This window comes from Arthrobacter psychrolactophilus (assembly GCF_003219795.1).
Lineage (GTDB): Bacteria > Actinomycetota > Actinomycetes > Actinomycetales > Micrococcaceae > Specibacter > Specibacter psychrolactophilus.
The window spans coordinates 398,937-410,062 of record NZ_QJVC01000003.1; the positions used below are offsets into that span (position 1 = coordinate 398,937).

Here is an 11,126-nt window from a genome sequence, read left to right on the forward strand (position 1 = left end):
GAGCTTTCCAGCAGACAGCCGCGCCTCACTTTTTAAGAGAGAATTTGTATTATGACTGAGCAACCAGGCGCCAAGTGGAACCACGAGCCCACCGACTTTGACCAGATCGGTAAGCTCCCACGCCAGAGCGCGCCGCCAGCCTCCGTGATGGGCTCGCTCAACATCACGGCCGCAGCCGCAGATCCCGGACTGTTGGACCTCCCGTGGCACATCCGCCTCGAGGAATGGCCGGCCGACAATCTCGCAGCCCTCCCCCGCGGTATCTCCCGCCACGTGGTCCGCTTCGCCCACCTCGACGGCTCCGTCATCGCCATCAAGGAAACCTCCGAGCACGTTGCACGGCACGAATATCACATGCTCCGGAAGCTGGCCCGGCTCGACGTTCCCTGCGTGGAGCCGGTCGCCGTCATCACGGGCCGCACCACGCCCGACGGCCGCCCGCTCGATCCCGTGCTGGTCACCCGACACCTGAAGTTCTCCCTGCCGTACCGTGCCTTGTTCTCCCAGAAGCTACGCCGCGACACCCTGACGCGTCTCATCGACGCCCAGGCGCTGCTGCTGGTGCGTCTGCACCTCGTGGGCTTCTACTGGGGCGATGTCTCGCTGTCCAACACCTTGTTCCGCCGCGACGCCGGCGCCTTTGCCGCGTACCTTGTGGATGCCGAAACGGGTGAGCTCTACCCGGATCTGTCCACGGGCCAGCGCGAGTACGATCTCGAGATTGCGCGCGTGAACATTGCCGGTGAACTCATGGACCTGCTCGAGGGCGGGCTCATCGAGGAGAAGGTGGACCCGGTTGCCACGAGCGAACTCATCATGGAAAGCTACCGCCGCCTCTGGGCAGAGCTGACCGAGAAGGAATCCTTCGAGCTTGAGGACCGCTGGCGTGTGGGCGCCCGCATCCGCCGCCTGAACGAGCTGGGCTTCGATGTGGAAGAGTACGCCATCAAGACCACCCCGGATGGCTCCACGATCCAGCTCCAGCCCAAGGTGGTCGACGCTGGCCACCACCAGCGCCGTCTGCTGCGCCTGACGGGTATCGACGCCCAGGAGAACCAGGCCCGCCGCCTGCTCAACGACATGGACTCCTTCCGCAATGACGTGGCTCCCCTGAAGGATGAGGAGATCAGCGCCCACGAGTGGGTCAGCTCCATCTTCGAGCCCATCGTCCGTTCCATCCCGCGCGAGCTTGGCGGCAAGCTGGAACCGGCCGAGGTGGTGCACGAGGTGCTCGAGCACCGCTGGTACAAGTCCAAGGACGAGGAGCGCAACGTTCCCCTGGCCGAGGCCGTGCAGTCCTATGTGGACGACATCCTGCGCTTCCGTCGCGACGAGGACGCCATCATGCTCAGCACGGATACGGACACCATCAAGATGCTAGAGGGAGGCGTCCTAGCCGACGCCCCCTTCGACGAATAAACGCGGCATCACTTTCCGGCCGTTTTTCACGGACGCCGCACCACTTTACGGCGTATTTTGGCGATCGCCGCCCCACTTTACGGCGACAGAACGAAACCCTCCAGCACTCAATGTGAGTGCTGGAGGGTTTGTCGTTAATGGCCGGAAAGTGATGCCGCGTTTCGAGAGGAGAGGAGGAGGCTAGGCGGGGACTGCCACACCGGGCAGACGCCACACAAAGACACCTGGGCCGGACAGCTCCAACTCCGCGTCGGTTGCCGCAAGCTCGCCCACGCTGAACGCCGGCGCCGCACGCAGCGCGTCGGCACCGCCAGCATCCAGGCCCAAACGCTCCAGCGCAACCGTCGCCGCGGCGCGCGTTGCGATCAGCAGAATCGACTCCTCCGCCGACTCCCGCACAAAGGCGAGCACATCGCCGTCGGCCAGCAACCAGCGCATGCCGCCCTCGGAGACCGCGAGGCTCTCGTGCCGCAGCGCCGTCAACGAGGCATAAGCAGTCCGCAGATCCGTGACCACGCGCCCCGGCTCATCCCACGGAATCGGCGTGCGCGAGGCCTCCCCCACATCACCCTCGAGCCCAAACTCGTCGCCGGCAAAAATCACCGGAATGCCGGGCAGCAGCATCGACATCGCCGCGGCCACCACCTGCCCGCCGGGAATCATCAGGCTCGCCGCCCGCGCCGTGTCGTGCGTGTTCAGCGCGTTCATATTGGCATTGCGTACGGGCCAGCTGAAGGCGCTGGACAGATCGCGATGCGTCTCAAGCACGACGTCGGCACTCACCCTATTCGGAGCCGCCAGCGGGGTGCCGAAAAAGTCAACGCGTGCCTCGGGGCTGACCAGCCACTGCCACAGCGGGCGGGTGAAGTTGGAGTACGTCATGGCGCCTTGCCATCCGTAGCCATCCACATCGGCCCCGGCGTCGGAGGTTTCCTCCCCGAGGAGCAAGGCGTTGGGGTTGATCTCCAGGATGCGGGCCTGGATCAGCGCCGCAACTTCCTTATTGATGTCCTGCGCACCCAGACGCCCGGTCATATTGCCCACGTCGATCCGCCAACCGTCGAGGTTGAACGGCGCCTTGAGCCAGTGGGCGACGACGGAATCCTCGCCCGTGACAAACGCTTCGCGCAAGGCAGCAGAGGCCCAGTTGAGCTTGGGGAGCGACTTCACGCCCCACCAGCTCTCGTAATCGCTGTGATCCTCGTTGAAATAAAAGAATCCGGCCTCAACGCTGGCGGGATCGGCCTGCGCGCGAGTGAACCACTCGTGCGCATCGCCGGTGTGGTTGGCGGTCAGATCGCCCATGACCTTCATCCCGCGAGCATGCGCCGCCTCGACCAGGCGAATCAACGCCTCGTCGCCACCCAGCAGCGGGTCAACGGACATAAACGTCGATGCGTCATAGCGGTGGTTGGACCGGCCGGGGAAGAACGGTGTCAGGTACACGATGTCGACGCCGAGCGCTTCCAACTCATCGAGCTTTTCCGTCACGCCGTCGAGATCCCCGCCGTAGAACTGGCGGGCCACATCCGGGCCACGTCCCTGCACGGGGGTATCCCAGTCGCACGCCACGGCCCATTCCGGAGTGGGGTGCGCATCAGCGGCGGCCGAACGCGCAAAGCGGTCGGGGAACACCTGGTACATGACGGCCTCGCGTGACCAGGCCGGCGCATCAATGGCGGTGGTGATCCGGAAGTCGTTGTAGTCGGAGGTGTCGCGGTTGTGCAGCCCGGCGTTGTTCAGGTGCCAATATGTGGCACCCTGATCTCCCGAAACCTCAATCACAAACCGGTACAACGCCACGGGATTGACGTGCAGCATGGAGGCTTCCCACCAGGCCGAGCCACTGCCCGTCCCGATCAGCACAGCCTCGTCGTACCGCGGCTCGGCGTCCTGCACGCTACGCACCCAGACACGCGAGGCGGTGCCCCACGCTTGCGGGATTCGCAACCGCAGGGAACAGCGTTCGCCAAGTGCCGGCGTCGAACTTCCCACATAAAGAGCCGAACCGTCGTGATGGGGGTGTTGCGCAACCATAGTTATCCCTTTACTCCGCCTTGAACCAATCCACTCACAATGTACCGCTGCAGGAACAGGAACAGGGCCATGACAGGCACGGCGGCCAAGACTGCTCCGGCAGAGAAGATCCCCCAGTTCTTAGAGCGGGTGTCGGACACGAAGGAATACAGGCCGACGGCGAGCGTCTGAGAGTCAGGATCGGTCAACACCACGGAGGCGATCACGAACTCGCTCGTGATACTGATGAAGGACAGCAACGCCACCACGGCCAGGATGGGGGTCACGAGGCGCAAGATGATGCCGAAGAAGATCTGCACGTGGGAGGCGCCGTCGATCTTGGCCGCCTCATCCAGAGACTGCGGAATCGTGTTGAAGAAGCCGTACATGAGGTAGGTGTTCACGCCCAGCGCCCCGCCGAGGTAGACCATGATCAGGCCCAGCTGACTGCCGAGTCCCAGCGACGGGATGACATCGGAGATGCCGCTGAGCAGCAAGAAGATGGCGACGACGCCCAGCAGTTGCGGGAACATCTGCAGCAGGAGCAGCGAGAGCAGGCCCATGCGGCGGCCCTTGAAGCGCATGCGGGAGAAGGCGTAAGCGGCCATGGCGCCGAGGAACACGGTGGCCGCGGAGGTGATGATGCCGATGATCATGGTGTTCATGAACCACTTGCCGAAGGGGCGGCTCGGATCACTGAACAGCTTGATGAAGTTTCCGAGGTCGACCTGGGTGAACAAGCCTTTGGTTCCGGCCAGGGTGCCGTTGGAATTCAAGGCGGCCGAGAGCACGTACAGCAACGGGAAGACGGCGAAGAGGGTGACAATGACGCCGACCAGGTGACGCCAGCCCTTGTCCTTGAACCACACGCCGAAGGGGCGGCGCTTCTTGAGCAGCAGCTCGACGTCGGTGTGCACGGGGACGGTGGTGGTAGTCATGAGTTCACTTCCTCAAGTGCCTTGGTCTGCTTGAAACTAATGGCGGAAACGGTCGCCACAATGATGAAGATGACAATCGCCAGGGCGCTGGCTAGGCCGTAGTCGCGGCCGGTTCCTTGCCCGAAGGCCACCTTGTACACGAGCGTGATGAGGATGTCCGTGGAGCCGATGTCCCTGCTGGTGTCCTCAAAGCGTGGGCCACCGCCGGTCAGCATGTAGATGACGTTGAAGTTGTTGAAGTTGAAGGCGAAGGAGGCGATCAGCAGCGGGGCGATCGAGACCAACAGCAGCGGCAACTTGATGGAACGGAAGACCCGCCAGGCGCTGGCGCCATCCATGCGTGCGGCCTCGTCAAGCTCGTTAGGCAAGGACTGCAGGGCACCCGTGCACACGAGGAACATGTAGGGGAAGCCCAACCACAGGTTCACCACGAGGACGCTGATCTTGGCTAGGACCGGATCCGTCAGCCAGCCGATTTCGGCACCGCCCAAGAGCGTCTGGTTCAGCCAGCCGAATTGCGGGTTCAAAATACCGGACCACACCAGGCCCGAGAGGAAGACGGGGAAGGCGTAGGGCAGGATCATCAACACGCGGTAGATCTTCTTACCGCGCATGTCTTCCTTGTTAAAGGTGACGGCGAGGAACAGGCCCAGGCTAAAGGTGAGGATCACCGAGGCAATGGCGAAGGTGAAGGTCCACGCGATCACGTTGATGAGGGGTGCGCGCAGATCGGGGTCAGTGAAGGCCCTGACAAAGTTGTCGAATCCAACGTTGATCTTCCAACCGGTCGTCAACGTTTCACCGGCGGAATTCGCGAAGGCGCCCTGGCCGTTGTCGGTGAAGGTGTCGCCGGTGGCCACATCCGTGAAGGTGTCGGCTGCTGCGTCGTAGACCATATTGGGCTTGAAGGCGTAGGCCGTGCTGCCATCTGCGGTGCGAAGGCTGCCCTGGGCCGGATCGTCAGAGGCTGGGACGGAGATGTCGAGAATGGCCGTCTGGTTGGCCACGATGGCGGCGAAGTTCAGGGTATCGAAGCCCGGCACCGAGACGGCCTTACCTGTGCCATCGAGCGTTGCGTCGGTGACCTCGGACAGGGGCTCCGTCGTGGAACCCATCGTGACCGTGCCATCCGGGGCGGTGAACAAGAGGAACAGCTCATCGCCTTGTTTTAGTACAGATGTTTTAAAAGCGGGGGAATCCGGCACACGCTTCTGGGCGGTGAGCTGAATCGAGGAGATTGCGTCCTCTTTACTGCTGTTATGCCCATCCCCGTAGTTGGTGAACGCAATGTAGCCGGAGTAAAAGACTACGAACACCTGAAAGATAATCAGGAAGAACACGCCCGGCGCTAGGTACTTGGCCGGAAGGCCGCCCTTGCGCAGGTAAATCCAGTTCACTAGCAAGGTGACGCCGGCCGCAATGGCCAGGATGACCCACGACTGGCTGAGGAACAAGGTGATGAGCACAAAAACGGCGAAGGCATCCACCAAACCCAACAGGACAATCTTGGCCAAGGTGCCCTTAAGGGATTCCATACTATAGCTTTTCTTCGTTGCTCGCCGCTGTGGCGGCTGCCCTCCGCTGGAGACCCGAGGTGCGGGTCCGGCGTCGTTAGTGGTTTTGGAAACTGTCATCGCGTGGCTGTCCTCTTGCAGGGGTTCAAACTGGTCAAAACGGTGTGTGGCGCCCGGACCCAAGGCCTGGGCGCCACACACCGCTACGAGCGATCGGGCCTAAGCGCCGATCTTGGCCTTGACGGTTTCCACCATCTTGGGCCAGGTCACCGTCGGGTCACCCTTACCCTTGATCAGGTCCAACTCGGTGGATCCCCAGTCTGCCCAAACGGCGTCCATTTCCGGGATGGCCGGCATGGGAACGCCAATCTCGCCGATAGCACCGAAGGCGGCAACCACAGGATCCGCGGCGGCCTTGTCGAAGGAGGCCTTCAGAGCCGGAGGACGACCGCCGGTCTTGAACATGGAATCCTGGGCAACTTCGCTGGTCAGGTAGTTCGTGACGAACTCCGTCGTGGCCAGGGCATTGGCGCTCTTGGCGCTGATGAAGAAGCCGTTGACGCCAACGAAGGGCTGTGCGGGCTTGTCGCCAGCGGTCGGCAACGGGTCAATAGCAACCTTGATGCCGGCAGCTTCCATGTCCGGAACATTCCACGGGCCCGTGACGTAGTAGGCGCTCTTGCCGTTCTTGAACTCTTCCTTGGCAATGTCTCCGGTGATGTTGGAGTTGAAGACCTTGGATCCGGTATCGCCCCACTCCAGCAACTTCTTGGCAAATTCGACGCCGCCCGGCGCACCGAGGTTGAGCTGCTTGGGGTCGTAGCCACCCTCAGCGTCTAGGCCGAAGACCGAGGAACCCATGGATGTCTGCAGGAAGTACAGGTGGTAGGGATCGCCCTGCTTGGGGTCCAAACCAACGAGGAACGGGTGCTTGGCCTTGCCAGCATCCACGGCACCCTGACCCGCGGCGATGACCTCGTCGAAGGTCTTGAAGGCATCCGGCACCAGAGCCGTGTTGCGCAAGAGAGCTACGTTTTCCACGGAGTACGGGACGCCGTAGGTGGAGCCATTGAACGTCATGGCCTTGATCGACGTAGCCGAGAAAGCTGAGGCCTTGTCGCCAAGTTCAACCGGGGCGATAACGCCGTTCTGCACAAACTTGCCTACCCAGTCGTGCGGGCCAACAATCAGGTCCGGGCCCTTGCCGGTGGGAACCTGGGTGATGAAGTCATCGCGTACTGCCGCGAAGTCCTTCACAACAAGCTTGACCTCGATGCCGGTCTCAGTCTTGAACTTGGCCGCAATGTCCTTCAGGCCGGGTGCGCGTTCCGCATCGATCCACATCGTGATGACCGTGGCGCCACCGGCGGCCAGGTCCTGCGCGGTGGCCGCGGGGGCGCTGCTGTTCTTGGAGTCGCTGCCGCAGGCGCTGAGCGCGAGGGCGCCCACTGCAGACAACGCACCAACAGCGAAGACTCGCCGACTAACCGGGGTGGCACTTGTAATTGGCAACTTCATTGGTGTCCCTTTCTTGGGCTCGACGCCCACAACGGCGGAATCGAGCGAAAATCACATAAGTGGCCTACCTCACAGAGCGTAAGCATTCCTCCAAGATACATGAAAACGGTTCCAAAATGAAGTGCCCGTTTTGAGAAACCTTGCAGCACAGCCACCGGGAGCTTAGCGCTAGACACCATTGAAAGCATTCACGTACCCATCAGTAACCCTATACATCCGCGAAATATAGGCCACCCCGACAATCACTTACTCATGGACAGCAAATATTGAGAACGTTTACATTTAGGCATTCAGTCCTTACAGTAGTAACCATGTCTGTCATCTCCTCGGACCCCACGGTCCACTCCTCCGCTGCCACATCCGCACTTCTCGCCGGCCGTCTCACGCCGGTGCACGAGGCCGCCCTTGCAGGCGCAAGCCATTGGTCTGCCGACTCGGTGATCTACCAGATCTACCCGCGCTCATTCCGCGACAGCAATGGCGACGGCATGGGGGATCTGGCCGGCATCACCCTCGAATTGGGCCAGCTGGCCGCACTGGGCGTCGACGCCGTGTGGCTCTCCCCGTTCTACAAGTCCCCGCAGCGCGATGCCGGTTACGACGTCGCCGACTACTGCCAGGTCGACCCGCTCTTCGGCACCCTCTCCGACTTCGACCTCCTCATGGACAAGGCCGCCAGCCTGGGCCTGCGCGTCATCATCGACCTCGTCCCCAACCACTGCTCCGACCAGCACGAACTCTTCCAAGCAGCACTCGCGGCCGCACCCGGCAGCCCCGAGCGCAGCATGTTCATCTTCCGCGACGGCTTGGGTCCCGACGGCTCCCTCCCGCCCAACAACTGGCAGTCCCACTTTGGTGGTCCGGCTTGGACTCAGATCAAGTCCGACGGCGGGACTCCCGGACAGTGGTTCCTCCACCTTTTCGATTCCACCCAGCCAGACTTCAACTGGGATAACCCCGCCGTCCACGCCGAGTTTGAACGCGTGCTGCGTTTCTGGCTCGACCGCGGCGTACACGGCTTCCGTGTGGACGTGGCCCATGCCCTCGTGAAGGCCGCCGGCCTGCCCGATTGGAGTGGCACCGCCTGGGGCGGCAGCTCCGAAGGTTTCCCCGGACATCTGGCTCCCATGTTTGGCCAGCCGGCCCTGCACGATATCTACCGCCGCTGGCGTGAGGTGTTGGCCGAGTACGGCCCCGAGCGGATCCTGTGCGCCGAAGCCAACGTTGACCCGCTCGAGCGCATGGCCGATTGGGTCCGCCCCGATGAAATGCACCAGGCCTTCAACTTCCCATACCTGACCACCGGATTCTCGGCCCCGGCCCTGCGCCACGTCGTACAGAACTCCCTCAACGCTTTTGATGCAGTTGGCGCCACGAGCACCTGGGTACTCTCCAACCACGACGTCGTCCGCCACGCCACCCGCTTCGGGTACGACGGCGGCGGCCCTCGCGATGGCGACGGCATTGGCTCAGCCGACGTTCAGCCGAACCTTCCCTTGGGGCGTCAACGTGCGGCCGCAGCATCGTTGTTCATGCTGGCTCTGCCGGGCGCCTGCTACCTTTACCAGGGCGAGGAACTCGGCCTCCCGGATCACACCACACTGCCGGATGAGGCGCGTCAGGATCCCACGTTCGCCCGCACCGGTGGAGAGCGAATTGGCCGCGATGGCTGCCGCATCCCGCTGCCCTGGCGTGGCGAGAGCCCGGCGGCTGGATTTAGCGACGCTGCCACCACCTCAGGTGACGGGTCAGCGGAGGCTACCGCCCCGTGGCTCCCCCAACCCTTGGATTGGCAAAGTTACGCCCGTGACGCCCAAGCCAGCGATCCGACGTCGCACCTTGCCATGTACCAGCACGCGCTGGCGACCCGACGCGAGCTGGGACTCGGCACGGGCTCGCTGCAGTGGGCCGAGGACTTCTGCTCTGAACGCTCACTCGCATTCCTCAACGGGGACACGCTCGTCATCCTCAACACCGGCAGCGACGCCATGGACCTGCCCCACGGCACCGTCATTGCACGCTCACTTCCCTCCCGCGGAGACAACACTCAACTAGAATCATCCGAGGCCATCTGGCTGAAATTGTGAGCAAGGGACCGAGGGGCAATAAAGTGGCGGGCATCAAAGAGGTTGCGGAGCTTTCTGGGCTGTCGATAGCCACCGTTTCCCGCGCCTTGGGCGGCAAGGGCAGCGTCTCGGCCAAGAGCCGCAAGCTCGCCCAGGATGCGGCGGCGGAGCTAGGATTCGTCCTCTCCTACGCCGCGTCCAGCCTGGCGTCCGGGCGAAACCACAACATCGGCATTGTGGTGCCCGGCGTCAACCGCTGGTTTTACTCCTCGGTCATCGACGGAGCCTCCGCCGTGCTCCTCGAGGCCGGCTACGACCTCACCCTCTACACGACAAGCCAGAATGAAAGTCACCGCGCCACCATCCTCACCGATTTCCTGCTGCGTAAAAGGCTCGACGCCGTCATTGCGGTTTCGCTGGAACTCACCGAGGCGGAGGTAAGTCAGCTACTGGCGATCCATCGGCCTGTGTTGGGTATTGGCGGGCCTCTTCCTGGGGCCGATAGCCTCCAAGTGGACGACTTCCACTTAGCGAAGCGGGCCACAGAACACCTCATTGGGCTCGGACACACGCGCATCGCCCACATTGGTGGTGCGCACGAGTACGACTCCGACTTCAAGCTGCCCGGAACCCGGCGCAGCGGCTACCAGATGGCCATGCAGGAGGCCTCGCTTCCCACGTCAGAGGCGTGGCAGCAAAGCTCCGACTTTACCGTCCAGGGGGCTTACGAGACGGCGCGCGCTATGTTGGGCGCAGGCCGTACGCGTCCCACGGCGGTTTTCGCGGCTTCGGATGAAATGGCCATCGGTACCATCATGGCAGCCAGAGACTTTGGCTTGCGTGTTCCTGAGGAGCTCTCGGTCATTGGTATCGATGGCCATGAGCTGGGTCAGGTCTTTGGGCTGACCACCTTTGATCAGAACCCGCGAGGCCAGGGGGCCCTCGCCGCTCAGCGGATCCTGGCCCGCCTTGAGCAGTCCTCGCAGGACGCCAGCACCCCGTACGAGCCGTTTGCCGAGGAATTCCCCACCCGCCTGGTGGTACGTTCCAGCACGGCTGTCCCGTACTCCGACTAGTCCCGGTACTTAAACAGAAACGGCCTCTGGGCGAAGGTTCTTCTTCGTCCGGAGGCCGTTTTGTTGGCGGTGGGGGCGTTAAAGAGTTGTGGCCACCCGGGTAGGGGTGGCCACTTCTTTGGTTGTTCTGTAAGTCCTTGTTAAATGAGGGAGGCCCCGCACCTGGTGGTGTGGGGCCTCGACCTTGTTACGTGTTGTCCGGCGGTGTCCTACTCTCCCACATCCTCACGAATGCAGTACCATCGGCGCTGTGGGTCTTAGCTTCCGGGTTCGGAATGGGACCGGGCGTTTCCCCCACGCTATGACCACCGTAACTCGTTTCCCGGCACCAACACTGGGTGTTGGTGGGGTAGCTTGTTGGGTGTTCTTGTGGAACAACAGTGTTTCTAGTATACAAGAATGTTTTCTCTACTTCTAACCCTGGTGGGGGTGGTGGGTAGTGATGAATATCCTTGTGTACTTGTTTTTTTGGTTTCCTTGGGTCAAATCAACTAAACCGGAATGGGTTTGTTGTTTGGGAACCACATAGTGAACGCGAGCAATCTTTGTGTATAAAGATTTGTGTGTTGTGTAAGTTAT

At 62.2% G+C, this 11,126-nt stretch carries 7 protein-coding genes and 1 rRNA gene; 3 read left to right on the top strand and 5 right to left on the bottom strand.

Going from position 1 to position 11,126, the window contains the following annotated elements; all coding sequences use genetic code 11:
• Positions 1-51: 51 nt before the first annotated feature.
• Positions 52-1,419 (top strand): DUF4032 domain-containing protein, encoded by a 1,368-nt coding sequence (locus CVS30_RS06135; protein ID WP_110484424.1) that lies wholly within the window; start codon positions 52-54, stop codon positions 1,417-1,419.
• Between the two features lie 180 nt (positions 1,420-1,599).
• On the opposite strand, the gene CVS30_RS06140 is transcribed toward CVS30_RS06135, so the two are convergent.
• The 4 genes from CVS30_RS06140 to CVS30_RS06155 form a co-directional block, all read right to left on the bottom strand.
• The gene (locus tag CVS30_RS06140) at positions 1,600-3,456 is read right to left on the bottom strand and encodes a glycoside hydrolase family 13 protein (RefSeq protein ID WP_110484425.1); all 1,857 of its coding nucleotides are present in this window, start codon (positions 3,454-3,456) and stop codon (positions 1,600-1,602) included.
• A 2-nt stretch (positions 3,457-3,458) separates the two neighbouring features.
• Positions 3,459-4,373 carry a sugar ABC transporter permease gene (locus CVS30_RS06145; RefSeq protein ID WP_110484426.1) on the bottom strand — a complete coding sequence of 305 codons (915 nt, stop codon included), beginning with the start codon at positions 4,371-4,373 and terminating at the stop codon, positions 3,459-3,461.
• Positions 4,370-6,007 carry an ABC transporter permease subunit gene (locus CVS30_RS06150; RefSeq protein ID WP_110484469.1) on the bottom strand — a complete coding sequence of 546 codons (1,638 nt, stop codon included), beginning with the start codon at positions 6,005-6,007 and terminating at the stop codon, positions 4,370-4,372. Before CVS30_RS06150 ends, CVS30_RS06145 begins: the two co-directional genes overlap by 4 nt.
• A gap of 99 nt (positions 6,008-6,106) precedes the next feature.
• Positions 6,107-7,405, bottom strand: a complete 1,299-nt coding sequence (locus CVS30_RS06155) for a sugar ABC transporter substrate-binding protein (protein WP_110484427.1) — start codon at positions 7,403-7,405, stop codon at positions 6,107-6,109.
• Positions 7,406-7,716: 311 nt separating this feature from the next.
• On the opposite strand from CVS30_RS06155, the gene CVS30_RS06160 reads away from it, so the two are divergent.
• Both CVS30_RS06160 and CVS30_RS06165 read left to right on the top strand, forming a co-directional pair.
• Positions 7,717-9,492, top strand: coding sequence for a glycoside hydrolase family 13 protein (locus CVS30_RS06160; protein WP_110484428.1), 1,776 nt, complete (start codon positions 7,717-7,719; stop codon positions 9,490-9,492).
• 23 nt (positions 9,493-9,515) lie between these two features.
• On the top strand, positions 9,516-10,547 hold the full coding sequence (locus CVS30_RS06165; protein ID WP_110484429.1) for a LacI family DNA-binding transcriptional regulator: 1,032 nt from the start codon (positions 9,516-9,518) through the stop codon (positions 10,545-10,547).
• 196 nt (positions 10,548-10,743) lie between these two features.
• Here the strand turns inward: CVS30_RS06165 and rrf are convergent.
• Positions 10,744-10,860: ribosomal RNA gene (rrf, locus tag CVS30_RS06170) — 5S ribosomal RNA — on the bottom strand.
• Positions 10,861-11,126 lie beyond the last annotated feature (266 nt).

Coding starts and splice junctions, on each gene's coding strand:
- CVS30_RS06140 (WP_110484425.1), bottom strand. CDS start 3,456: ATGGTTGCGCAACACCCCCATCACGACGGTTCGGCTCTTTATGTGGGA.
- CVS30_RS06145 (WP_110484426.1), bottom strand. CDS start 4,373: ATGACTACCACCACCGTCCCCGTGCACACCGACGTCGAGCTGCTGCTC.
- CVS30_RS06155 (WP_110484427.1), bottom strand. CDS start 7,405: ATGAAGTTGCCAATTACAAGTGCCACCCCGGTTAGTCGGCGAGTCTTC.
- CVS30_RS06160 (WP_110484428.1), top strand. CDS start 7,717: ATGTCTGTCATCTCCTCGGACCCCACGGTCCACTCCTCCGCTGCCACA.
- CVS30_RS06135 (WP_110484424.1), top strand. CDS start 52: ATGACTGAGCAACCAGGCGCCAAGTGGAACCACGAGCCCACCGACTTT.
- CVS30_RS06150 (WP_110484469.1), bottom strand. CDS start 6,007: ATGACAGTTTCCAAAACCACTAACGACGCCGGACCCGCACCTCGGGTC.